The sequence below is a fragment of the Pseudoalteromonas sp. S554 genome (assembly GCF_005930865.1).
Lineage (GTDB): Bacteria > Pseudomonadota > Gammaproteobacteria > Enterobacterales > Alteromonadaceae > Pseudoalteromonas > Pseudoalteromonas marina.
This window is the reverse complement of sequence record NZ_PNDV01000001.1, coordinates 378,158-403,368: the sequence shown is the minus strand read 5'-3', so window position 1 is coordinate 403,368 and position 25,211 is coordinate 378,158. Positions and strand designations below refer to the sequence as shown.

Sequence of the window (25,211 nt, the reverse complement as noted above, 5' to 3'; positions counted from 1 at the left end):
TCTATACTCTAAACTTTTTAACCATTTGTTCTAAATCACCGAATTGTTGCCTCAGTTTTGTACATTCGTTTAGAGTATTATTTAGGTTGGTTTTACTTTGAATAGACAGTTCGCTGATAGTTTGTATATCTGCATCTAGTGATTTAACAACTTGATTTTGTTCTTCTGTAGCGCACGCAACGGCATGGTTAGCAGCACTTATTTGTTTTATATCCTCTATTACTTGCTGCATTAATTCTCCAACTGCATCAGCTTCTGACACGCTTTTTTCACTGCCTTGCAAACTTGTTTTCATTAACTCTACAGCCAAAGTTGACCCTTTTTGCAATTCTATGACTGTTTCTTCTATCTCTTGCGTTGATTCTTTGGTGCGATGAGCTAATTGTCGAACTTCATCAGCCACTACTGCAAAACCACGTCCGGCTTCACCTGCACGAGCTGCTTCAATAGCCGCATTCAATGCAAGTAAGTTGGTTTGTTCACTCACGCCTTTAATCACTTCTAAAACATTACCAATGCTTTCTGTATGTGCATTTAAGCTATTAATAGTTTGTTGAGCCTGCACTATATTTGCAGATAGCTCATGGATCCCAGCAACATTAGTGCTTAATATTTCTTGGTTTTGTGTAGAGTGCTTATTAGCATCTTTTGCAAGTGATGATGCGTCAGACGCACTATTGAATATATCTGATGTCATCCCTGTAAATTGATTAATTGCAGCTGCAACGCTATCAGTACGCATACTTTGATCGTCATACATCGCAAGTGAAGAATGTGTTTGTGATAGCAGACTGGCTATTACGCCATCAAGAAGTATTGTTGTATTTTTAACTTGTTCGATTGATGATTGAATTTTTTCGATAAACACATTGAATGAATGACTTAGCTCACCAAACTCATCGTCATTTTCTATCTCTAAACGGCGTGTTAAATCACCTTCCCCTTGTGAAATATCTTTTATAGCGTCATTTAACCGATTCATTGGACGCATTAAATAACGAAGTAAAAATTGCATTAAAATTACAATGACGATTGTACCCACAATTAAGTAAATAAATGCCGTTTTGCCAAAACTAGATACACTAGCAAATGCTTTTTGTTGATCAATAACAACCCCTAAATACCAATTTACATTTTCAATACCACGTATTTTATTAAACGAAACTAATTTAGTTTCGCCAGCTATTTGATATTCAACAAACTCGCTACTAAGTAATGGTTTGGTGCCAAATAACTCAGCGATATTTTTTAGGTTAACATTGCTTTGTGGGTGACTTAATATTTGGCCGCTGTCATCGAGTAAAAAACCATAACCCAGCCCTAAAAAATCAATATTATTAATAATTTCTGTCACAGTTTGCATATCAATATCAGCACCAGCAACACCAACAAAACGGTCATTTTGGTTTATAGGCACAACAGCAGATATAGTTAACTCGTTAGTTGTTACATCAATATAGGGAGTAGTAAAGGCAGTATTGGTTTTGTTTTCGACTAGCTTATACCAAGGACGTGATGTTGCATCAAAATCTGGCGGTAAAACGATGCTTTGATCATTTAAAATAAAATTACCGTTAGATTGGCCAATATAGGTGTTTTTAAAACTACCTGCTAACCCTGCTGTGTTTAATTGTAGTAATGTAAGCGTATTTGGATCTGATGGTTGGTGGGTTTTAGCAAACGCGCTAACAATGGCCAGCTTTGCATTTAACCAGCTAGCTATATTTTGAGAAACAGATTCTGAGTTTTGTTGCAACACGAGAGCAAGCTGATTTTGTGTTTGGTTTTTTAAGGTAAAGTAGTTATTTACAGTGAATAACCCTAATACCAAAACGAGTACAACAGACGCTGCTATTGTGACTTTTGTCGTAAACTTGAATGCCCCAAACATAAATGCCCTTTAATTTATTTTTAGCACTCTAGTTTTAGCAAATATTGTGAGCATTGTCTTAGCTATTTTCGGTTTTTCCGAAAATAGCAGCTAAAAACAATAAAAAAGGACTAGAAAAACTTAATTACAAATTTTAAGTAATTAATTTTACATAAATAATGTTCAATAGATAACGAATTTGGAATGTTCCAAATAAAAAGAAAATAATAATGACTGAATACGTATTCAGCCATTATTATTCAATACATTTTCTACCATTTTTTTGCTAAACGAACAGCATTTAAACCATACCAAGCTATAAATACATAACATACCATAGGTACGAAAAAGCTATCTTGAATATTTACGGTATCGGCAATATACCCTTGTAATAAAGGCACTAATGCACCACCTACAATCGCTAAACATAGCCAACCAGAGCCTTTACTTGTTAACGGGCCTAATTTTTCAATCGCAACAGAAAATATAGTTGGAAACATAATTGAATTAAACAACCCGATTGCCAATACTGAATACAAAGCGACATCACCTTGTGTAAAAATAGTGATTAATAACAACGCAATAACACTGATAGCGTTAAAGGCAATTGCTTTAGAAGGCGCAATTTTTTGTAACAACGCAGAGCCTACAAAACGCCCAACCATTGCTCCGCCCCAATAATAACTAATAAGTGCCGCGGCAGCATGCTCTTCAAGCCCAGCAATGTGTGCTTCACCAAAGTAATTAACTAAAAAGCTACCTATAGCTACTTCACCGCCTACATAACAAAATATTGCTACAACCCCCATAGTAAGGTGAGGTGCTTGCATTAAAGAACGAGTTTCGGTGTCTGTGCTGTCTTCCTTATGGGCTTCAATTTCAGGTAACTTTATAAATGCAAACACAATGGCAATTAATAAAAGTGCTACAGCCAACATTAAATAAGGCACTTTTACTGATTCTGCCGATGCAGCAGACGCAGCCAATGTACCAGCAGTACCGAAAAAGAGAATGCCTCCTACGTAAGGCCCTACTGTAGTACCCAAGGCATTAAGCGCTTGTGCTAAGTTTAATCGTGAAGAGGCGGTTTTATCAGGACCAAGAGCCGCAACGTATGGATTAGCTGATACTTGCAATACGGTTATACCAGCAGCAAGCACGAACAATGCGCCTAAAAACAACCAATACTCATGCACTACTACTGCAGGGTAAAAAAGCATACAACCAATCGAAGCAATAATAAGCCCCGTTAAAATACCTTTTTTATAGCCAAGCTGTTTAACTAAAATACCAGCGGGGATAGATACAATGAAGTAGGCACCAAAAAAGCAAAACTGCACTAGCATTGCCTCAAAGTAGCTAAGATCAAATACGCCTTTTAATCGTGGAATCAGTACATCATTTAATACTGTAATAAAACCCCATAAAAAAAACAGGGTTGTCATTGCCGTTAGGGGAAACAGGTAATTTTTGTTGTGCTGTTTATTAACGCCATAATCGTTATGTGTGTTCAGTGTGCTCATTTTTATTTTCACTCCATTAACAAGTTAAACTGATTCTACATTGTTAATAAGTTATTTGGGCACAAGGTAATTAGAACGATCCAATTCATCATCTTTATTCAAACTGCACACCCTTCTGATACAGTATTGATTAAACGCTCAGTTTCACCGCTATTAGAAAATATATATAAGGCTTGATTTATATCATCTAGCACTCCAAGCCAGTTAGGTGTTAGCTTACTTATAGCAAAATACAATGAGTTATAATGTAGTGGTTTACCATCTTGCTCAACTACATTAAGCAGTTTTATTTTTTCATTTTGGTTAAGCTCAGAAAACGTAACTGAATGGGTTAACACCGAAGGATCGCCTATAATAAGATCGACCCGCTTGGCAAAAAGTAATTGCATTAACTGCAAATCGTTTACCGCACTAATAACTTTAAACTCTTCATTATCCATCATGGCATCAAATTCAGGCGTGTTTTGATATCCTCTTACAACACCTATTGTTGAGCCTTTTAATGAGTTTAGATTACCTATAAAAATACCAGGTGCGTTTTTTCGCTTTAGAAATACAATATTTCCACCTTGAAACGAATTTGAAATACCAAGCAGCTCTCTTCGCATTTTATTTTTAACATAGTCTGAAGGCGCAGTGTCTTCAATAAAGTACTCAGGCATTAAAATATAGGCTTTTCCAAGTTCCACATTACGCACAGCTCTTGCCCAAGGTAAAAATTCTAAATAAACGCTGTAACCCTGACTATTAAGAACAGCAACGGCAAAATGATAGACCCACCCTTTGTTACATAAGTCGTTACTTATATAAGGCGGCCAATCTAAGGTAACAATATGTAATGTGCGTTTACTATTTGGGGCGCTATATAAAAGCCCCGATTTATAACGCTGTCCTTCTACAGTTTTAAGGCTATTTTTATGAATGAAGGTTACGCTTTGACTCGCGAAACTAAAACAACTAATAAAGGACAACAAAAAGACTACAATGCGCATAATAAAGCTATCGTCAAACTAATAGTCAGTTAAGTGTAGGCGTTATTTACACTTTTGAAGGAGAAATAAATCTAGAGAATGAAAAATTGGTAGAACGTAAAATTGAATATAGACAGTGTCTAATGCCAACTAGCAGATTTAATTGGCATTACAAAAGTTATAAAGCAGGTTTAACCCATTTCATTTTATTGTTGGTATCGCGCGAACTTATTATTGTGTCATCACTGCTTTTAACACCACCTAATTTAGAAAGCCTATCGTAAAGTACTACATTACAGGTTGCAGCTAAGTTCATGCATCCTATAGTAGGAATGTAAACTACTTCATCGCACCACTTTAGTACGTCTTTAGGAACAGAACCATCTTCTGGGCCCAAAACATAAAATGCATTTTCTGGGTGCTTAAATTCAGGGAGCGGTGTAGCCCCTTCAATTAACTCAACGACAACAACGGTTGCCCCTTCAGGTTTTACTTTTTCTAGGCTATCAGTAGAGGTTAATGGAATACGTTCAACCACATTTTTAGTATCGGTATGAAATTTTTGCGCATTAAGATATCGATTACCCGTAAAATAAACCTGCTTTGCGTCGTAACACCCAGCAGCTCGTAACACACCGCCAACGTTAGTAGGGCTCTTCGGGTTTATTAAACCAATACTCGCTTTTAACTTGCTCATTAATCGCAATCCTTTGTTGGCCACTCAGCAATGTATAAATCAAAATCATCTAATTTTACATTACTGTCTTTGACTGTTTTATCTTTTACTGAAATACCGAGATCATGCATAAGTGTTTTATCACCGTTATTTAATAACGGGTGCCACGAAGATAAACCACGCCCTTCATGCAGGCGGCGGTAACTGCAGCTCTGCGGCATAAAGAAAATATCTTTAAGGTTTTCTTTAGTGAGTTTTACGCAAGAAGGGACAAGTGTTTGGCGGTTTTCGTATTCGCTACACCCACAGGTATTATTATCTAAATACTGACAAACAATATTTGTGAAAATGAGCTGTTCACCTTCACGTAGCTGATCTGTGGGGGAAAAATCGTCTTCGTCTTCACTATCTATAAACGTATTTAAACAACATTTACCACAGCCATCGCAAATAGCTTCCCATTCATTTTGGCTCATTTCGCTCAAGCTTTTTGTAAGCCAAAACTGTGTATTTGCTAACTGTTGATCAAACATAGTGTTCTCGCGCCCTTTTAAGAGCGCGCATTCTAACGTATTGCACTAAATGGCGCAAAGCGAATACCTCAATTTGATAATCACTTTGCGCTATTCATTAACGCTGCGATTGCACCCAACGCTTTATTTTTTTCTCCAAAATAGGCATGGGTAATGCGCCATCTATTAGTATTTGCGTATGAAACGCCTTAATATCAAATTGAGAACCTAGCTCTTTTTTACAATAATCGCGAAGTTCTTTAATTTTAAACTCCCCTAATTTGTACGAAAGTGCTTGCCCTGGCCACGCAATATAACGTTCAACCTCTGCCACTACATCGCTTTCAGCCATTGATGAATTAGCAAGCATGTATTGTATACCTTGCTCGCGCGTCCACCCTTTTGCATGAAAACCAGTATCGAGTACTAAACGCATTGCCCGTAATTGCTCGTCAGCCAAACGCCCATACCACATATACGGATCGGTAAATAATCCAAGCTCTTTTCCTAAACTTTCTGCATACAGTGCCCACCCTTCAGCAAAAACCGTATACCCACCAAATTTACGAAAATCAGGTAAACCGTCTATTTCTTGTTGAAGAGCAATTTGAAAATGATGACCAGGTGCCGCTTCATGAATCGAGAGTGTTTCGAGTAAAAACTTAGGTTGTGCTTTTAAATTAAAAGTATTGATATAAAAAATACCCGGACGTGAGCCATCTGGTGCAGGGGCTGCATAAGAAGCACCCGCCGCAGACTGAGAACGATAAGCTTCTACTGGTTTTACAATGTAAGGCGCTTTAGGAGCCACATCAAATAACTGCGGTACTTTGGCATCAATTTTTTTCTTCACATTTTCGTACGCTTCAATAAGCTCATCAGCGGTATTAAAGTAGAACTCATCTGAATCACGCAAGTGGGTAAAAAATGCAGGCAAATCGCCGTCAAAGCCAACGGTGTGTTTTACCTTTTTCATTTCGCTTAAAATACGCGATACTTCGCTTAAACCAATATTGTGAATTTCGTCAGCAGATAAGTTAAGCGTTGTGTTTTTCTTTATTTGGTATTCGTACCAAGCTTTACCATTAGTAAAATCACTGTAGCCTACTGACACACGACTACTAGGTATATAATCGTTAATTAAAAATGTGTGCATGCTTTGATAAGCCGGCACTAATTGCTTCATGATTAAATCGCGGTATTGCGCTGTTATTTCTTGTTTTTGCTCAACTGTAAACGAATTTGGTAAGTTTTTTATAGGTCCCCAAAACAGTGAATCTTCAGCCTTATTTACAACATGCGCACTAAATTGTGGGGCTAACTTTTTTGCAAGTGGCAAAGGTAAAACAATATTTTGTTTTATACCTTCAGCCATAGAAAGCTCAACACTTTTAAGCCATTTGATATAGCTATCGCTACGTTTTAAAAAATTATCGTAATCCTGTACTGTTTTAAAAGGTTGTGCACTTTGCCCAGAGCCAAATCCAGCAAACACATTATGCGCTCCCGACATTTGATTAATAGGCAGAAAGTAGCTTGGAAACTGCATCCCCTCTAGGTTAAGTGCAAGGTCACGTTTTAAAATCTCATAACTTAATAGCGCTTGCCCTGTTAATTGTTGTGAATCAATGTAAGCAAGGCGTTGTTGATACTTTTTATAAAAAGCCGCCTTTTTATTACGATTTGTCGCTGAAATTTCAGGCGTGAACTGATCATTAAATTCATCTTTACCGCTATATGTTGCCCTGATTGGCGAAAATGCAAGCGACTCGTTGTAGTATTGATCAACAAGCACGTCTAATTGCTGCTCGGCCGATAATTCTGAAACCACAGCATTTATAGCTGATGAAACGGGTTTACTATTATTTTGTTGAGACGTTGTGCTACTACACCCCATAAGCGCACCGATCACTGAAGAAGCTACCAGTGCTAATTTTAATAATTTCATATTAATCCTTATAAAAAACTCAGCTCGATTATGTGCTTTAAATTAAGCTAAATAAAGTAGTAACTTAGTCGTTATTTTATTGCACTTTTACTTGAGCTTGGTAAAGTCAAAGCAACGTAACTTTCATATAAAAGAATTAAAAAGTGAAAAAGCACCTATTATCAGCCTCAATAGCCATATTATGTTTGAGCAGTCTACCTGCCCAGGCAGTCACCTACATTTCTGCAAAAGCCATGTTAGATGTAGAGAATGGTACACTCATTCAATCGCCATTAATTACTATTGATGATGGTGTGATCACCTCAATAGAACGTAATAAAAAGCCGAAACTAGGTAAAAATGATGAACTTATTAACCTGCCACAGTTAACACTAGTCCCTGGATTGATGGACATGCATGTACACTTAACGAGTGATCCTACTGTTTCTCGAAGTGAGCGCTTGGGTCAATCAATCCCACGCATGGCAGTTAAATCGGCTTATTTTGCTAAAAAGACCCTTGAAGCAGGTTTTACTACCGTAAGAAATGTGGGCGCAGATGGTTATAGCGTTATTGCGGTTCGAGACGGTATTAATGCGGGTGACATTGTAGGCCCACGAATTTGGGCTGCAGGTCCTTCACTGGGTATAACAGGCGGGCATTGTGACAATAACCGCTTACCGCCTGAGTTAAAATATACCTCAACCGGCGTAGCCGATGGGCCTTGGGCCGTTAGGACAAAAGTGCGTGAAAATATAAAGTATGGAGCCAATGCTATAAAGTTTTGCGCAACAGGCGGTGTATTTTCAAAGGGCACAAAAGTAGGTGTACAACAATACTCACTTGAAGAAATGAAGGCCATTGTTGAAGAAGCACATATGCGCGACCTTCCTGTTGCTGCTCATGCACATGGTACAAGTGGGATTAAAACAGCCATTATTGCAGGCGTTGACAGCGTAGAACATGCAAGCTTTTTAGACGATGAAGCCATTGCCTTGGCTAAAAAGCATGGGACTTGGCTTTCAATGGATATATACAACACAGAATATACATTAAGCTTTGGCGAACAAAATGGTGTAGACGAAGAAAACTTAAATAAAGAACGTCAAGTTTCAAAAAAACAAAGAGATAGCTTTAGCAGAGCAGTTAAAGCAGGTGTAAATATGGTCTTTGGGACCGATGCGGCCATCTACCCACATGGTGATAATGCAAAGCAATTTTCACGTATGGTTGAATTTGGCATGACTGAACTGCAAGCCATTCAATCAGCTACCATTAACAGCGCTAAACTGCTGAAAATGCATAACAAACTAGGGCAAATAAAAACGGGATATGCCGCCGATATTATTGCTGTTGAAGGAAACCCATTAAAAAACATTTCAACATTAGAGCAAATACCGTTTGTGATGAAAGCAGGTATTGTTTATAAAACTGAAAAATAAAATTTAAATCTAAGTTAAGGCTGGCTTTATAGTGTTAGCCTTTACTTTTAACGTTAAAATTCATTAAATTTTAATACTCAACCCTAAAAACACTAAAATTAAAAGCATTGTAAAACAATGTGTTAAAGCTTTAATAGCATTGTTTTACCTGATCTCTATTGTCACTTTTAGTTTATTACTCTTAATTCGGGAGAGTTGTTAAAGAAAATCATATTGCAATTTGTTTTTCTTAATTGCCAAATTCGTCCCCTCCTTTATATTTGTTTGGTTTTTATTAACTAAGCCGGCCTATTTGTATAAAAAACACGCAAACAGTTGTTTTAATCTAATATTTATTGAACTTTTAGTATATTTTGCAAATAATAATCATTACCATTACCATTACCGCAAATAAATAAATGCGAATGGTTATCATAATGAAAAAGTTTAAATACTCACTCCTCACCCTTGCTTGTTTAAATGCACAAGCCGCTTTAGCATCAACCACTGCAGAACAAGATATTGAACACATAAGTGTTTATCAAAAACAAAATCAAGTTGTTATGAGTTCGGGCCTTGCCACAAAGTCAGATATGTCCTTAATGGAAACCCCTGCTCCTGTTGTTATTATTGATCGTGAATTAATTGAATCACAGGGCGTAGACAGCCTACAAGATCTTGTCCGTAATGTGAGTGGTTTAACCCAAGCGGGTAATAATTATGGCATTGGCGATAACCTGGTTATTCGTGGTCTTGACGCCAATTACACTTATGATGGTATGTATGGGGGAGCTGGACTTGGAAACACCTTTAATCCAACTCGCTCATTAACCAATGTTGAGTCAGTTGAAGTGTTAAAAGGCCCTGCAACAGGTTTATATGGTATTGGTAGCGCTGGTGGTGTAATTAATTTAATTGAAAAAAAACCTGAATTTGAAGAAAAGCATAAAGTCGCTTTAGAGCTTGGTCAATGGGACAGCTACTCTCTTACGTTTGACAGCACAAATGCACTTAGCGAGAACTTAGCGTATCGCGTAATGGCTAAAACAGCATCAAGCGATGGCTTTCGTGATTTAAAAGAAGAGCGTGATGAAATTTATACATCACTTAAGTATGTGTTAAACGATAAACAAGACGTTATGCTCTCTGCTGCCTATATTAAGGATTCAATTGCTGTTGACTCAATTGGCCACCCTATTCGCATATACAACGCAGAGACAGCGAATGGGTTAACTGCTGGTGAAGTAACCGCTGCAGACTTAGTAAACGATCCGACAGGCAGTGGCTTACAACTGACAAGTGAACAGCAATTACAATTAGCGAACTCTCTTTCTGCAACAGATGGTTTAACACCCTATGACTTTGGTACCAATGGGATTATTTCACCAATGGCCGATGATAATGAAGGTGAAGAATTACGATTTAAGCTTACGCATAATTACTTTATTAATGATGACTTATTCTTAAACCAGCAACTACAGTACCGTAATTACACATCAAGCTTTGCTCGTCAAACAGGGGCTTTTAATTACGTGTACTCAACTCGCAGTGGCGTTATTAATCAAGACCCACGTGCTCCTTTAGTTGAAAATGATGTACTTTATCCATTTGCAGCTAGGCGCCAAGAGTATCGCCAAGTAGAAGCAGATGAAAAATCATGGCAGTACTTTTTAGATTTAAGATACGACTTTGAGATAGGCGATATTGATAACGAACTCTTAGTTAATGCAAATTATGAAGACCGAGATATTGGTTTCAAACAATACTCTATTTATGACAGCGATAAAGTAATTTACGACACTGATGGTAATGTGCTTTATAAAGGTGCTTTACCCTATATCTATGACATGAGGCAACCAAATTGGCCAATCGGTGGCTTTGACGATTACGATCCTCTAAAAACGAGTGATTATAATAAAAAGGTTCAAGCATGGGGAATGGGCGTTCAGCATGTAGGCTATATTAATGACTCACTTACTACACGCATAGGAGTCGCCTATAACCGTATTAAGCAGAGCTACGAACATAATGGTGTAGATGAACGTTACAGTTCAAGCCGTGCAGAGCCAACCCCTGAAGCAAACACATCTGATTCAGGTTTAACCTATAATTTAGGTGCTACTTATCAGCCTACTGAAGATTTTTCTGTGTTTGTTAATCACTCTAAAGGCCGAACCGCATACAGTGTATTAGGCTCTGTTGCTGGTAACGAAGCAGATAGAGAAGACTCAGAGTCAATAAGTAATGACTTAGGCTTTAGGTATAAAGCATTTGACGACCAGCTACTAGCTACTTTAGTTGTGTTTGAAAGCGCTCGTACAAATCTTGAATACAGTAACCCACTGTATGAAGCTGGTGTGTCTGGCCCTGATATAGTAGAAAGCTACTTTGATGGCGAAGAGCAAACCAAAGGCGTTGAGCTTGATTTAAATGCGTATTTAAATGAGCAGTGGAAAATAAATGTTAACGGCGTATATCAAGACGCGCGCGATAAATCTAACCCCAATAGTAGCGCTTACGACACTCGTCAAAAAGGGGTGCCTTATGTAACTGCAAGCACATGGGTTACTTACTATGCAAACATATTTAATTTACCCGAGTCAGTTAATATTAGCGGGGGTATTACTTACGTTGATAACAGAAGTACTAACTCAAGTTCATTTAGTATTCCTGATGGCTATGTACCTGCCTACACTGTGTACGATGCTGCAATCTCGTATACAACTAAACAGTGGAACATGCAGCTTAATTTAAACAACCTATTTAACAAACAGTATTATTCTAAAGCGATGTTTTTAGGCGGTATGCCTGGTGAAGAGCGTAATGCTAAATTAAGTTTTAGTTACACACTTTAGTGATTAAAATTTATGGGTGCTTGTATTTACAAGCGCCTTTAATATTTAAAAACTATGCATAAAATGGCTTAAATTGTATTTAAGCCAAACTAAGATTATTTTAGTGCACTTAATGCCTTGCTATCGCAAATCAACATGCTAGCATTTAATTTCTGAAATTACTGAAAGTTAATGATATGACTTTATCTGAAAAGAATTTTACCTTTGTGATGCATTGTGGCGAAATGGGCAGCCGTTGGGGCTTTAACCGTACAATAGGCCAAATGTGTGGTTTACTAATCATTACTAAAAACCCGATGACAGCGAATGAAATTGCCGACTCACTAAGTATCTCTCGTGGTAATGTGAGTATGGGCATAAAAGAGCTGCAATCTTGGCAATTAATTAAAGTTCAGCACATTCCGGGTGATCGTAAAGAGTATTATGCGCCTGCAGGCGATATTTGGGATATGGCTAATCGAGTATTTGAAGAGCGAAAAAAACGTGAAATCGATCCGACGCTCAGCCTTTTGCGAGATAACTTACTCGACGAAGCGAATAACGAAGAAGAAGTGTATGCCCAAAAGCAAATGGAAGAAATTCACAACCTACTTGAAACGGTCACTAAATGGTCGTCTGAGTTACAGCGTTTAACTCCCGAGCAGCTCAACAAACTTATGAAACTGGGTTCAGGAATTGGCAAGGTCATCGATTTAAAAGACAAAATTTTTAAAAAAGAATAAAGCCGCATTTTGCGGCTTTATTTTTTATTGAACTATATTTTTGGGTATCCGATTCTATCAGACAAATAACCCACACTCGTTGCAAAGTAATAAGAACGGTTCCAATGCATTAACACTTTGTAATTATCATAGGCCAAAAACATACGGCCGTTGATATCATCAGGCATAACCAGTGCTGCTCGTACATCAACGTTAGGCAACGCAGTACCGTCTGCTCTTCTCACCCCTAAAGCCTGCCACTCATCGAGTGAACGCTCAGAATCATTCCAATACTCAAGCCATTGTTTACGTGTTTTAGTACCACGAACTAAAATATATTTATTGTCAAAGTTATCAGGAAGCATAACTTGACGACCCCAAGTTAATGAGTCGTTCCACCCTTCTTGCTTTAAATAATTAGCAATTGAAGCAAACGCATCTTCTTTTGTAGTCCAAATATCTTTGCGACCATCATTGTTATAATCAATTGCATAAGCATTAAAAGACGTTGGCATAAATTGAGTTTGCCCCATAGCCCCAGCCCAAGAACCTTTAAACTTATCTAAGGTAATATGACCCGATTTTAAAATGTCTAAAGCCGCCCACAACTGACGTTTATAAAGTGCTTCACGGCGGCCATCAAAGGCAAGTGTCACTAATGATGAAATAACATTGTGACCGCCTTGAATAGTACCAAAGTTACTTTCAAGACCCCATAAAGCGACTATAAAGCGTGCTTGTACGCCAAACTCTTTAGCTACTTGCTCAAGAATATCTTTGTTCTCAGCATAAAGTTTACGAGCACGGTCAATTTTCCATTGTGGTACACGTTTTGGTAAATAGGTCTCGAGTGTTTCTTTTACTTCAGGCTGGTTTTTATCAGCTGATACCACTTTTTCTTTATACGTCGCAGTCGCAAATGCACTATCAATTAACGACGTTTCGTAGCCTTTTGCGATTGCTTCTTCTTTTAGGTTTACTAAGTAATCTTTAAATTCGGCTTGTGTTTTGGCAACAACTGACGAACTCAAGCATAAACCACATAATACAACTGCCAGTTTTTTAATCACGATCGGCTCCATTTTGTTTTCTTAGTTCAGTAAGCAAATTATCTTCCGGTGGTGGAAGTTGTAAATAGTATCCTTGATCGGTTAATGCACCCTTAACGGTTTCCAAATCCGCACCACCTAGGTGCTCACGTTTAGCTAAGTTGATGAGCATCACATATTGAGGTTTGCCAAACATAGCCATTAGAGGTTCTGGAACTTTGCTAAAATCATCTCTTTTTTCAACAAATAAGAAGGTATCCGTCTTTTTCTTACTTTTATATACCGCAGTTAACATTATGACCCTATAAATTCTTGCACAACAATGCTGCACACTATACCATGAGAGTAATAATAAGTTAGAAAATTTAGATTAGAAATTTTGATTAAGGCCTTATTCAGCCTGTGTTTATCTAATTATAATTTCTTATCATACAATTCAATTGAGCGTGTATGTCGGACCAAATTTTTGAGTTAAAAGGGAATCTTTTTACGTTATCAGTTTTACATCTTTATAGTGCTGATATAAACCTTTTAGCAGAACAATTGTACGTAAAAATAGCCCAAGCCCCTCGTTTTTTTGAAGGAGCCCCTATTGTTGTCAATTTAGAAGAAGTAAAAAGCAGTTCTTTAGACTTTGTTCATTTAAAGTCACTTATCGAACGAATGAGCTTCAACGCAGTGGGTGTATGCAATGGCTCTGATGGGCAGCATGCAAATGCCAAAAAAGCTGGCTTTTCAGTATTAAATTATTCGCAAGACGTAAAAGCAGAGCCAGTTGAAAAGCAACCAAACACGTCAATTGTCGAAAAAAATATTATACTTCCAGCACAAATAATTAACGGTACTGTACGCTCGGGTCAACAGGTGTATGCAAAAGACCGCGACCTTATTGTATTGGGCGCTGTTAGTCATGGTGCAGAAGTAATAGCAGATGGCAACGTACATATTTACGGAACCCTTCGTGGTCGCGCAATAGCGGGCGCAAAAGGATTAGAAAACGCACATATATTTTGCCAAAAGCTAGAAGCAGAACTTGTTTCCATAAATGGCAACTACTGGATCAGTGACTCTCTACAAGGTGAGTTTTGGGGCAGTGCAGTGCAAATACAACAAAAAAATGAATCATTAGAAATTTCAGCTTTGGTTAAAGGATAAATCTCATGGCAAAAGTAATTGTCGTTACCTCGGGTAAAGGTGGTGTTGGTAAAACAACATCAAGTGCCGCAATAGGCACAGGCTTAGCATTAAAAGGCTACAAAACGGTTATTATCGATTTTGACATCGGTTTACGTAACCTTGATTTAATTATGGGGTGCGAGCGCCGCGTTGTTTATGACTTTGTAAACGTCATAAACGGTGAAGCAAACCTAAACCAAGCACTTATCAAAGACAAACGCGTTGAGAAGTTATTTTTACTGCCAGCATCGCAAACGCGTGATAAAGATGCACTAACTCGTGATGGTGTAGAACGCGTTTTAAACGAGCTAAAAGAAGACTTTGATTATATAGTATGTGATTCACCAGCAGGAATTGAAGCGGGTGCGATGATGGCAATGTATTTTGCTGATGAAGCGATTGTAACCACCAATCCAGAAGTGTCATCTGTACGAGATTCTGACCGTATTTTAGGTATTTTGCATAGCAAATCTAAACGCGCTGAAGAAGGCCTTGAAAATATCAAAGAACACCTATTATTAACACGCTACAACCCTGAGCGTGTTGCTAAAGGTGAAATGCTTTCGGTAGAAGACGTACAAGACATATTAGCTATCGATTTGTTAGGTGTTATTCCTGAGTCACAAGCAGTATTGAGTGCATCAAATTCAGGTCAACCGGTAATATTGGATGGCGAATCAGATGCTGGTCAAGCATATGCCGATGCCATAAACCGCTTACTTGGTGAAACCGTCGATTTTCGCTTCTTAGATGTAGAGAAAAAAGGCATTTTTAAACGGATTTTTGGAGGCTAATGTGTCGTTACTTGACTATTTCCGCTCAGAAAAGAAAAACAGTGCGTCTCTTGCAAAAGAGCGATTGCAAATCATTGTCGCACACGAACGTTCTCAGCGTGGAACACCTGAATACCTACCACAATTAAAACAAGATATTTTGGATGTAATTCGAAAATATGTGAACGTTAATAGTGATGCCGTGCAGGTACAATTTGATCAGAATGAAGACGACTTAGCTGTATTAGAGCTAAACGTAACTTTACCTGACGAAGAAAAGAAATAATTGAAGAATGGGCGCGTTAAGCGCCCTCTTTATAACTAACAACTACTAAAATATTAACCTTTTAGGTATCCCACTCTTTTAAAGCTTCTTTAATAAAGCTATAACGCCAAGAGCTCAATAAATCTGGCTTTATATGTGTCATTTTTTGCTCTGCCGTTAACTTCCAATTCCAGCTAATTAATTGATTTACTTGTTTTTTAGATGCTAAAACATCCTCGGGAATATTATTAGCTTTAGCAACTTTCGTTATTTTTTGCTTAATATCTTTTGCCGTTTGTTTATAATTAGGAAAATCGATTAAACGCTTCAACACTTGCGGGTGCTCGTCAACAGCAATTGCTTTAGCTTTTTCTATACACTTTAAAATCTCAACCCCTGAGCGATTAACTTCAATCGATTCTACACCCGGTATTTGACGCAATGAATTTAAACTAGATGGCCCTCTCTTAGCGATTTCGGTCATGTTATGTTCTTTCAACACAAAATTGAGAGCAAGGTTTTTACGTATTGCTTTATTACGGCGCCATATAGCTAACTCTTTTAATACAGCTAATTCATGTGGTTTTAACTGCCAAGCATTTTTAATATCTTTATATAGCAATTCATCCGGTGTTTGAAAAGCTCGCTTATTAGCAATTAATTCGCTCTCATCCAACACAATCTCAAACAAGTCAGCTTTGTTGATGCGATCGATAATTAATTCAAAGCACGGTAATAAATGAAATGTATCAGCGGCAGCATAATCAAGTTGCTTAGTAGTTAGCGGTCGTTGTAGCCAATTGGTACGTGATTCGCTTTTATCTATTTCAATACCTAGGAGTGTTTTAACCATAAGGGCAAACCCCATACAGTTTCCTTCACCAAGCAATTGCAAAGCAAATTGAGTATCAAACAATGGTGCAGGAACAAACCCAGCATATTTTTGAAATACTTCAATGTCTTCAGATGGTGAATGAAGCACTTTTAAAACTGCGGGGTCTTTTAAAACCTGCCAAAAATCAAATAACGAGAGCTCAGCTAAAGGATCGATAAGTGCTAAATGCTCACCGTCAAAAACCTGAATCAGTGCAACTTCTGGATACAAAGTGCGACGACGCATAAACTCGGTATCAATAGCTAATATAGGCTTATTTTGGATCTGCTCAACAAAGGTATTAAGCTGAACTTGTGTTTGAATTAATTGATATTGCACTTAGTCTCCTACAATAAAAAAGCCGGCTAATGCCGGCTTTTTTATAGTTTTCTAATCTTTCAAGGCTCGTCTGAGTATTTTACCTACGTTTGTTTTAGGTAACTCATCCCTAAACTCAACGAGTTTTGGAACCTTGTAATTAGTTAAATTATCACGACAATGGTTTATTATATCTTTTTCAGTTAAAGAAGGGTCTTTTTTAACAACAAAAACTTTAACTTGTTCACCGCTGACATCATGAGGAATACCAACAGCCGCCACTTCAAGCACACCGTCGTGCATTGCAACGACTTCTTCAATCTCATTTGGGAAAACGTTAAAGCCAGATACTATGATCATGTCTTTTTTACGATCTACTATATAGAAGAAGCCTTCATCGTCATATGTAGCAATGTCACCTGTTGCAAACCAACCGTCTTGTAAACATTCGGCTGTGGCATCTGGGCGCTTGTAATAGCCAAGCATAACCTGAGGGCCTTTAACGCATAATTCGCCAGGCTCACCTTTAGCTGCCTCTTCACCATTCTCAAGCATTAGCTTAATGTCAGTATTTGGTGCAGGTAAACCAATAGAACCGTTATAAGACTCTAAGTCGTAAGGGCTAATTGTAACAAGTGGAGCACATTCAGTAAGGCCGTAGCCTTCCATCAGTTTTGACCCCGTCACTTTTTGCCACTTTTCAGCAACAGGACGTTGAACCGCCATACCACCACCTAACGACATTTTTAGGTGGCTAAAATCAAGTTCATCAAAACCTGGTGTGTTTAGTAAACCATTAAATAATGTGTTAACACCGGTGATTGCTGTAAATTTAGTTTGGCTTAACTCTTTTACAAAACCCGGCATATCACGCGGATTAGTAATCAATAAGTTTAGACCACCATATTTCATGAACGTTAAGCAGTTAGCCGTAAGTGCAAAGATATGGTAAAGCGGAAGTGCAGTAACAACCACTTCTGTTCCACGGTTTAGTACCTTATCTAAACAACCAGACACCTGCTCAAGGTTACCCACCATATTACCATGGCTCAACATAGCACCTTTAGATACACCGGTCGTACCGCCTGTGTATTGTAAAAATGCTAGGTCAGATAAATTTAATTCAGGGCGTGTGTAAGCATTTTCATCAGCGTTTAACAAATTTGAAAATTTAATCGTGTTTGGTAAGTTGTATTTAGGCACCATTTTTTTAACGTGCTTAACAACAAAGTTAACAATGTGCTTTTTAAGGCCACCCACCATGTCACCAACTTGAGTAACCACGATGTGTTTAACGTCTGTTTTACCTAAAGCCTTTTCAAGAGTATCTGCAAAGTTTGCAAGAATGAAAATGGCGCTTGTGTCTGAATCTTTTAACTGATGTTCGAGCTCACGTACAGTGTATAAAGGGTTAACGTTAACTACCACACACCCGGCGCGTAAAATACCTAAAATAGAAATAGGTGTTTGTAATAAGTTAGGCATCATTACGGCAACTTTGTCGCCTTTTTTGAGTCCCAAATCATTTTGAATATACGAGGCAACTTTTTTAGTTGCTGTGTCTATTTCTTCATACGACAACGTTTTACCCATGTTTGTGAATGCAGGTAAATCTTTGTAATCAGAAAAACTTTTTTCGAACACTTCGAGTAACGAGTTGTAATGCTCAGGATCGATTGTTTCAGGCATACCTTCTGGGTAGCGCTTAAGCCAGATTTTTTCCACTCTTAGCCCCTGTTTATAGTTATATTTTTATTAACCTTAATCTAAGTAAGGCACTTTAACAATTGAGCAAATACTCTAATGCGGGAATAATCCCACATTTAACGTCAATATACAATTAACGTGCACCACTTTGCACCATAAATGCTTGAATGTGTTCATAACATTCTTTGCTACTTTGCATATGGCAATGGTGCCCACCCTCCACATTAATTACACTCAAGTCATTGTAATAATTAATATACTTTTCTAAATTTTGTTTTACAAACGCGTAACCTTGGTTACCTAAAATTAATTGGCATGGTGCAATTAATTCTTTTATTGCACCAATACATTGCACTTCATCAAACCTAAAACCTGAATGATTTTTGAGCTTAGGATCGGTTGTTAGTGCAAAACCCTTAGAGACTGCTTTGATATTTCGTTCCATCAATAGCGAAATTAATTCAACATCTAAGTCGGTTGTTTTAGACCGTGCCTCGTAAATATCTTTTTTACAGGGATATATTCTTGTTTTTTTATTATGCGTTCTTGCACGATTAAGCACAGCATTTTTTAGTTGCTCCGTAACTTCATCGCTGGGTGTTGTTACGCAGCCAATACCCTCAATAAAATTTACCGATTTAACCATTTGACTAAAGCAACTGGCGAAAAGACCCGCGACCATAGCTCCCATAGAATGCCCGACTAAATGAACTTTGTCAGCACCAATGGCTTCAATAAATTGATAAACATCATCGATGTAATCAACAAAATAGTAATGAGCGTCATCACTGCGCCACGATGTTAAACCATGTCCAGAAAAATCAATACAGTACCAAGTTTGCTCTGGCTTTTGGCCATCAAGCATGGGCTTAAAACTATTACAATTATCTAACCAACCGTGAAGTGCTATTACTACCTCTTCACCAGAGCCTATTTTTAAACCATGAATATCTAAATTACGTGTTTTAATATTAAATGGCCGCACATAAACCCCTTTTTATTTTTGTAAATTTATAACATACAAGTTGTCAGACCACTAAATAGTTTCACTAAATGTTTGTTATTTTAGTCGCTGAGGCTACAACTGCAACCTAGAAGAATAAATAAAAACCGTCATTTATTCATAATGTTATTTTTAATTTAGCTCGACTATTATGTGTGTATTTTTTGTTATTTGGTGTTTCCTAATAGATATTTTAACGGCTTTACAATAGTTTTTACGCACAATAATCAGCTTATATATAGCTAAATCATCATTTGTCGCAATCTATTAATTTATTTATCATAGTTAAGGTATACAATAATTTAGCTATTAATAAAGTACACTCAAAAGGTACATAAAACATGAAAAAACAACTAAGTGTGTTAGCTCTAATGTGCACTGCATCTGGTGCAATGGCCGAAACTGCACCTAAAAATGTAATTTATATGATTGGTGATGGCATGGGGCCTGCTTATACTACTGCTTATCGTTATTTTAAAGATGACCCCACTACAAAGTCTGTTGATCAAACCGTTTTTGATACCATGCTGACAGGAATGGCGCGTACTTACCCTGACGATCACACAGTTGTAACCGATAGCGCCGCAAGTGCGACAGCGTTGAGCAGCGGGCATAAAAGTTATAATGGTGCAATTGCCGTAGATACTGATAAAAAACCACTTAAAACAATGCTTGAAATCGCTAAACAGCGAGGCATGACTACAGCCCTATTAGCTACATCACAAATAAACCACGCTACACCAGCAAGCTTTGCCGCTCATAATGAATCACGTAATAATTACGACGAAATTGCTAATGATTATATTGATAATAAAATTGCAGGCAAACTACCCGTTGACCTAATGCTGGGTGGTGGTACTAAATACTTTATTCGAGACGATAGAAATTTAGTTGACGAATTTAAAGCAGCGGGTTACCAGTATGGTGACGATATTCAAAACCTTGATCAAATTACGCAACTTCCAGCTATCGGTTTATATGCCGCTAAAGGCTTACCTTTTGCGTTAGACGAAAACCCAACAAGGTTAACTAAGCTCACTTCTAAAGCACTCGAGCTTCTAGACAATCAAAATAAAGATGGTTTTTTTGTAATGATTGAAGGTAGCCAAATTGATTGGTGTGGGCATGCAAATGATATAGCCTGTGCCATGGCCGAAATGGATGACTTTGCATCTGCTATCGAAAAAGCTAAAGCGTATGTTGATAAAAATAAAGATACTTTATTAGTTATAACTGCTGATCACTCTACAGGTGGCTTAACATTGGGTGCGCACGGCCAATATAAGTGGGAAGCAGCTGTTGTGCATGGCGTAAAAGCAACAGCGGGTACAATTACACAACACTTACTTGAGTCTGATGATTTAAAATCTGTGTGGAATAAATATACCAGCATTGCATTTACCCCTGAAAACAAAATAAAACTTGAGCAAGCTAAATCTATGGGTGACAAAGCACTCAACTTAGCCGTTAAAAGTATTATTAGTGACACAAGCTTTACTGGATGGACTACGGGTGGCCATACTGCAGTAGACGTACAAGTATTTGCTTATGGTAAAGGGAGTGAGCAATTTGTTGGCTCTCAAAATAATACAGATATAGCTGATAAGTTAATACACTTTATAGAACAGTAAAATACGTATAAAGCAAAAAAAACCGAACAATGTTCGGTTTTTTATTAAAGGTTGATTACTTTTAAGCGTAAATATCTACCCCAATTAAATTTTGTACTTCAGCTCTGCGTTCTAAATTTGCAAACTCAGTATAGGTAGAAATGGCTTTGCTATTTTTTGCACTAGGCTGGTCGTAAATTGTTTGGCTGAAGTTATCACCCTTTGCGCTAGTTTTGAACAATCGATTAGCAAGCTCAACGCCCTCGGCACTGGTTTTTACATAATCAGTATTTGTTTTTTGAGCAGCAGCTTGATCTGCCAAACCTTGTGGTTTTGCAGTTACTCCCTTAGCAGGGATTACTCTACCAGGAATATCACCTGTAAAAAAACCTGAGCCAATAGGCAGCGTCATCACGCTTCTCCAACCTTAAACATAACTAAAATTATGATTTAAAAACAATCAATTTGCAAATTAACGCGGTACTGTTTTATTCGCGCCCTGGTAACTTTTTCCATGTTACGGTATCACGAACGTACTTTGGTTGGGCATCACTTGCTTGAACGCCCTGGCCTGCAATAAATGCGGCATCAACAAAGGCAAGCATAAAACGTGCATCTGGTAATGTTATGTCTGTATTAATAGTGATGTTTTCAAAGTTTGCTAATGCATCAGGGTACGTTTTAAAACCTGTGCCTACTGCAACTGATGCTTCGTTACTCGTTATATACTCATTAGTTAAAAGTTCAGGTTTAATAACACACTCGTTATTAACTAATACCATTAAACCATTATTTTCTTGGTATTGTGCAAAGTAAATTTCACCCATACGCGCATCTATACTTGGAAAAACAAGCGAGCTGTTGTTTTGCTCGTATGCTTGTTGCGCCATAACAGCCAATGTAGAAACACCTACCAATGGTAAATTAGTTGAGTACGCTAACCCTTGAGCTATAGCAACACTAATTCTTACGCCTGTAAAACTACCGGGCCCTTGGCCAAAACCAATAACATCCAGTTCTTTTAATTTACAATTTGCTTTGGCCAATAACTCATCAATCAAAGGTAGAATTTTTTGACTATGCTGCTGAGGGCACTCTTCAAAATGATGAAATGTCTCTCCCTTATAATGTAAAACAAGTGATAGTGCTTCTGTTGAAGCATCAAGGGCAAGAATATTACTTTTGATCATTTTATTACTCTAATTAATTTGTTGTAAAAATGTATTAGCGACTTCTAAGCTTCGCGTACGACGCATTGCAGGTAAGCTTTTTAAGAACACTTGACCATATTGGCGTGTTACTAATCTATTATCACATATAACAAGCACGCCTTTATCTTTGCTATCGCGAATTAATCGCCCTACACCTTGCTTTAAGGCAATAACTGCTTGTGGTAATTGGATATGTGCAAATGGGTCTTTTCCCTGCATTTGACAATCCTGCATTTTAGCTTGCAGCAAGGGGTCGTCTGGCGCTGCAAAAGGCAATTTATCTATAATAACACAGCTTAATGTACTGCCTCTCACATCTACCCCTTCCCAAAATGATGCCGTACCGAGTAGAACTGCATTACCATGGCGGGTAAATTTTTCTAAAATAATCCGCTTAGACATTTGCCCTTGCATATAAACGGGGTAGTCTATTTGCGTTGTGAGCCCCTCTGCAACTAAATGCATCATACGGTAACTTGTAAAAAGCACAAAACAGCGCCCTTGCGCTGATTTTATAAGCTCAAGGGTTAATTTTACAATAGCATGAGGCATATTATCAGCATGCGATTCTGGCAAGTATCTTGGCAAACACAATAATGCTTGGTTTGGGTAATCAAACGGACTGTCAACCATCATGCTTTGTGCTGGTTTTAGCCCTAAGCTTGCATTAAAGTGGTCAAGCTTATTATCAACCGAGAGCGTTGCAGAGGTAAACACAAATGCAGCACCGGTGTCTTGCATCATTTGTGAAAATTTTGCCGATACATTTAACGGCGTAATATTTATAGTTAAAAAGCGCCGTGTTGTCTCATACCAGTAACTAAAACCAGTTTGTGCTGTATCAAAAACCCGCTCTAATTGACCTTTAAATGCTAAAGCCCGTTCAAACGGGTGTTCTATTTTATCGCTTCTGTCTAAGCATAGTTTTAGTACTTGATAAACAAAGTCCAAATCGCTAATGACACGATGCAGTGCTGCACATATTTGCTTATCGCTAAGCTTTTCTCGCCAATCACCTCTACTGCCATCGACACCAAACTGCAAGCGTAAATCAGCTACACTGGTCTCTAATTTATTTAAGCTTTTACCAAGTTGTAACATATCAGGAATTTCAGCTCGGTATATCGCGCGTAAATCGTTAATTAAATCCACCAGCTTTTTAGTACTTACACTTTCACCAAAATAGTCGCTGGCAATTTCGCTTAGTTGGTGAGCTTCATCAAAAATATAAGCGTCGGCTGTGGGCATCAATTCAGCAAAGCCACTTTCTTTAACAGCCATATCTGCAAAAAATAAGTGATGATTAATAACAACAACGTCAGCTTCAGCAGCAGTTAAACGCGCTTTTCGTATGTAACACTCTTGAAAGTCTGGACACTCTTTACCTAAACAATTATCTGCAGTGGAGTTCACATAAGGTAAAACTTTGGCGTCATCTTCTATACCAATACAATCAGCTAAATCGCCTGATTGTGTTTCACTTGCAAATTTAGCAACCATGGCAAGTTGATGCATAACATCGGGATCGTCTGTAGGCACATGCGCAACATGTTGATTTAGCCTGTAAGTACATAAGTAATTAGCGCGACCTTTTAGTAAGGCCGTTTTTTTTGTAGCACTGAGTGCCTTTACTAATTGTGGTAAATCACGATGATACAGTTGCTCTTGCAATGCTTTAGAGCCAGTAGAAATAATTGTTCTACCCTTAGATTTAAGCGCGGGTGCCAAGTAAGCGAACGTTTTGCCCGTACCTGTGCCGGCCTCAACAACGAGTTGGGAACTGTTTTTTAACGCTTGGGCAACTGCAACGGCCATATCAATTTGCGGTTGACGTGGAGTGTAGCCATCAAAAGATAACGCTAAGGGGCCGGTTGCACTAAACAATTGTTTGATAACAGCAATCACATTTTAAAAACAATAGCGCGATTTTACGTAAGGCTGTAACCAAGGGCAAGCAAATCCCCCTCCTAACAAAATATAAAAAATTAAAATTAAGTAATAAAGACTGCAAAAGGAGCAATACATATAAAATATTTACTTACCAACATTTGAAAAATCGAGAGCTAAATGCGGGTAATAGTGATCACAATTTTTGTTAATGAGGGCCGTTGGCATTGCCGCAAATTGACCATGATCTTTTAAATACTCCATATGCTTTTCGCCGTCAGCAGTAAATTGATGAAATAAAGAGTGGTTTACTCCATCAAATTCTAATGGCTTTATACTAACGAGGTCACATAGCTCTTTATTAAAGGCAGGTGTCGATTTCACCCACTTTCCCTCAATAAACTGCTCTACATAAGCGTGCATTGTAAACACATCATTTTTTAGTAACTTGTCTAACTTAGGTGTACTTAAATGATTACGAACATCTGCCAAACCCAAGCGGGCAGGAATATTAATAGCTCGGCTCAATGCAATTTGTAATGATGCCTTTGGAATACAGTATGCTGCTTTATTGTCTAAGCAATAATCACTACTAAGTGACTTTGCCCCATCTAAAAGTGTAAAAGGATCATATTTAATTCCATCTCTTACAAGATAATAAATTGAAACGGCCTTAGTGCGATCGTCATGGCCTTTAACATTTTTCAACCAGTTATTTATTTCACTGTGCTTTTGATTAAAATAAGCATCATTTTGTATATACTGCTGCAAACCATTCCCCTTTGTGACTCTGATTTTTATAAATTAAAATATTTAAAATGCATTTAATATGAAACAAAATAATTTTAAAACAATCACTTAAAAAATAACCACTATTTAAAG

Annotated in this window: 22 protein-coding genes; 7 read left to right on the top strand and 15 right to left on the bottom strand. The window is 37.8% G+C overall.

Going from position 1 to position 25,211, the window contains the following annotated elements; genetic code table 11:
* Window position 1: 1 nt before the first annotated feature.
* The 6 genes from CWB65_RS01750 to CWB65_RS01725 all read right to left on the bottom strand — a co-directional run bounded on the left by CWB65_RS01750 (window position 2) and on the right by CWB65_RS01725 (window position 7,500).
* Entirely contained in the window at window positions 2–1,891 is a 1,890-nt protein-coding gene (locus tag CWB65_RS01750) for a methyl-accepting chemotaxis protein (RefSeq protein WP_138739725.1), read from the bottom strand.
* Between the two features lie 251 nt (window positions 1,892–2,142).
* Entirely contained in the window at window positions 2,143–3,393 is a 1,251-nt protein-coding gene (locus tag CWB65_RS01745; protein ID WP_138739724.1) for a sugar MFS transporter, read from the bottom strand.
* A 98-nt stretch (window positions 3,394–3,491) separates the two neighbouring features.
* Window positions 3,492–4,385: a substrate-binding periplasmic protein gene (locus CWB65_RS01740; RefSeq protein ID WP_138739723.1), complete on the bottom strand. Its 894-nt coding sequence runs from the start codon at window positions 4,383–4,385 to the stop codon at window positions 3,492–3,494.
* Window positions 4,386–4,542: 157 nt separating this feature from the next.
* Window positions 4,543–5,061, bottom strand: coding sequence for an RNA methyltransferase (locus CWB65_RS01735; RefSeq protein ID WP_006793471.1), 519 nt, complete (start codon window positions 5,059–5,061; stop codon window positions 4,543–4,545).
* Entirely contained in the window at window positions 5,061–5,573 is a 513-nt protein-coding gene (locus CWB65_RS01730) for a YcgN family cysteine cluster protein (RefSeq protein WP_138739722.1), read from the bottom strand. Before CWB65_RS01730 ends, CWB65_RS01735 begins: the two co-directional genes overlap by 1 nt.
* 97 nt (window positions 5,574–5,670) lie before the next feature.
* Complete coding sequence (locus CWB65_RS01725) at window positions 5,671–7,500, bottom strand: DUF885 domain-containing protein (RefSeq protein WP_138739721.1); 1,830 nt, start codon at window positions 7,498–7,500, stop codon at window positions 5,671–5,673.
* A 143-nt stretch (window positions 7,501–7,643) separates the two neighbouring features.
* Between CWB65_RS01725 and CWB65_RS01720 the strand changes: the two genes are divergently transcribed.
* The 3 genes from CWB65_RS01720 (at window position 7,644) to CWB65_RS01710 (ending at window position 12,477) form a co-directional block, all read left to right on the top strand.
* Complete coding sequence (locus CWB65_RS01720; protein ID WP_138739720.1) at window positions 7,644–8,921, top strand: Xaa-Pro dipeptidase; 1,278 nt, start codon at window positions 7,644–7,646, stop codon at window positions 8,919–8,921.
* A gap of 416 nt (window positions 8,922–9,337) precedes the next feature.
* Window positions 9,338–11,755, top strand: coding sequence for a TonB-dependent receptor (locus tag CWB65_RS01715; RefSeq protein ID WP_138739719.1), 2,418 nt, complete (start codon window positions 9,338–9,340; stop codon window positions 11,753–11,755).
* A 176-nt stretch (window positions 11,756–11,931) separates the two neighbouring features.
* Window positions 11,932–12,477 (top strand): GbsR/MarR family transcriptional regulator, encoded by a 546-nt coding sequence (locus tag CWB65_RS01710; RefSeq protein WP_010556194.1) that lies wholly within the window; start codon window positions 11,932–11,934, stop codon window positions 12,475–12,477.
* A 32-nt stretch (window positions 12,478–12,509) separates the two neighbouring features.
* Here CWB65_RS01710 and CWB65_RS01705 read toward each other — a convergent pair whose 3' ends face one another.
* Both CWB65_RS01705 and CWB65_RS01700 read right to left on the bottom strand, forming a co-directional pair.
* Window positions 12,510–13,526 carry a lytic murein transglycosylase gene (locus CWB65_RS01705; protein WP_006793465.1) on the bottom strand — a complete coding sequence of 339 codons (1,017 nt, stop codon included), beginning with the start codon at window positions 13,524–13,526 and terminating at the stop codon, window positions 12,510–12,512.
* A complete protein-coding gene (locus tag CWB65_RS01700; protein WP_006793464.1) occupies window positions 13,519–13,800 on the bottom strand; it encodes a YcgL domain-containing protein in 282 nt (93 codons plus the stop codon). Before CWB65_RS01700 ends, CWB65_RS01705 begins: the two co-directional genes overlap by 8 nt.
* A gap of 155 nt (window positions 13,801–13,955) precedes the next feature.
* On the opposite strand from CWB65_RS01700, the gene minC reads away from it, so the two are divergent.
* Genes minC through minE form a run of 3 tightly spaced genes read left to right on the top strand, consistent with a single transcriptional unit; the run spans window position 13,956 to window position 15,740 of the window.
* Window positions 13,956–14,660, top strand: a complete 705-nt coding sequence (gene minC / locus CWB65_RS01695) for a septum site-determining protein MinC (RefSeq protein ID WP_010556195.1) — start codon at window positions 13,956–13,958, stop codon at window positions 14,658–14,660.
* Between the two features lie 5 nt (window positions 14,661–14,665).
* Window positions 14,666–15,475, top strand: a complete 810-nt coding sequence (minD, locus tag CWB65_RS01690; protein ID WP_006793462.1) for a septum site-determining protein MinD — start codon at window positions 14,666–14,668, stop codon at window positions 15,473–15,475.
* A 1-nt stretch (window position 15,476) separates the two neighbouring features.
* Window positions 15,477–15,740, top strand: coding sequence for a cell division topological specificity factor MinE (minE, locus tag CWB65_RS01685; protein WP_006793461.1), 264 nt, complete (start codon window positions 15,477–15,479; stop codon window positions 15,738–15,740).
* Between the two features lie 61 nt (window positions 15,741–15,801).
* Here the strand turns inward: minE and rnd are convergent, their stop codons facing one another.
* From rnd to CWB65_RS01670, 3 genes are all read right to left on the bottom strand, one after another.
* A complete protein-coding gene (gene rnd / locus CWB65_RS01680) occupies window positions 15,802–16,932 on the bottom strand; it encodes a ribonuclease D (protein WP_008131726.1) in 1,131 nt (376 codons plus the stop codon).
* 51 nt (window positions 16,933–16,983) lie between these two features.
* Complete coding sequence (gene fadD / locus CWB65_RS01675; protein WP_138739718.1) at window positions 16,984–18,636, bottom strand: long-chain-fatty-acid--CoA ligase FadD; 1,653 nt, start codon at window positions 18,634–18,636, stop codon at window positions 16,984–16,986.
* Window positions 18,637–18,751: 115 nt separating this feature from the next.
* Window positions 18,752–19,603: an alpha/beta hydrolase gene (locus tag CWB65_RS01670; RefSeq protein WP_138739717.1), complete on the bottom strand. Its 852-nt coding sequence runs from the start codon at window positions 19,601–19,603 to the stop codon at window positions 18,752–18,754.
* 359 nt (window positions 19,604–19,962) lie between these two features.
* On the opposite strand from CWB65_RS01670, the gene CWB65_RS01665 reads away from it, so the two are divergent.
* Window positions 19,963–21,252, top strand: a complete 1,290-nt coding sequence (locus tag CWB65_RS01665; RefSeq protein WP_138739716.1) for an alkaline phosphatase — start codon at window positions 19,963–19,965, stop codon at window positions 21,250–21,252.
* Window positions 21,253–21,313: 61 nt separating this feature from the next.
* Here the strand turns inward: CWB65_RS01665 and CWB65_RS01660 are convergent, their stop codons facing one another.
* The 4 genes from CWB65_RS01660 to CWB65_RS01645 all read right to left on the bottom strand — a co-directional run bounded on the left by CWB65_RS01660 (window position 21,314) and on the right by CWB65_RS01645 (window position 25,100).
* Window positions 21,314–21,643 carry a hypothetical protein gene (locus CWB65_RS01660; RefSeq protein ID WP_138739715.1) on the bottom strand — a complete coding sequence of 110 codons (330 nt, stop codon included), beginning with the start codon at window positions 21,641–21,643 and terminating at the stop codon, window positions 21,314–21,316.
* 76 nt (window positions 21,644–21,719) lie between these two features.
* Window positions 21,720–22,421, bottom strand: a complete 702-nt coding sequence (gene tsaB / locus CWB65_RS01655) for a tRNA (adenosine(37)-N6)-threonylcarbamoyltransferase complex dimerization subunit type 1 TsaB (RefSeq protein ID WP_138739714.1) — start codon at window positions 22,419–22,421, stop codon at window positions 21,720–21,722.
* A gap of 9 nt (window positions 22,422–22,430) precedes the next feature.
* Window positions 22,431–24,347: a DNA repair helicase YoaA gene (gene yoaA, locus CWB65_RS01650; protein ID WP_010556200.1), complete on the bottom strand. Its 1,917-nt coding sequence runs from the start codon at window positions 24,345–24,347 to the stop codon at window positions 22,431–22,433.
* A gap of 129 nt (window positions 24,348–24,476) precedes the next feature.
* The gene (locus CWB65_RS01645) at window positions 24,477–25,100 is read right to left on the bottom strand and encodes a transglutaminase-like domain-containing protein (RefSeq protein ID WP_138739713.1); all 624 of its coding nucleotides are present in this window, start codon (window positions 25,098–25,100) and stop codon (window positions 24,477–24,479) included.
* Window positions 25,101–25,211 lie beyond the last annotated feature (111 nt).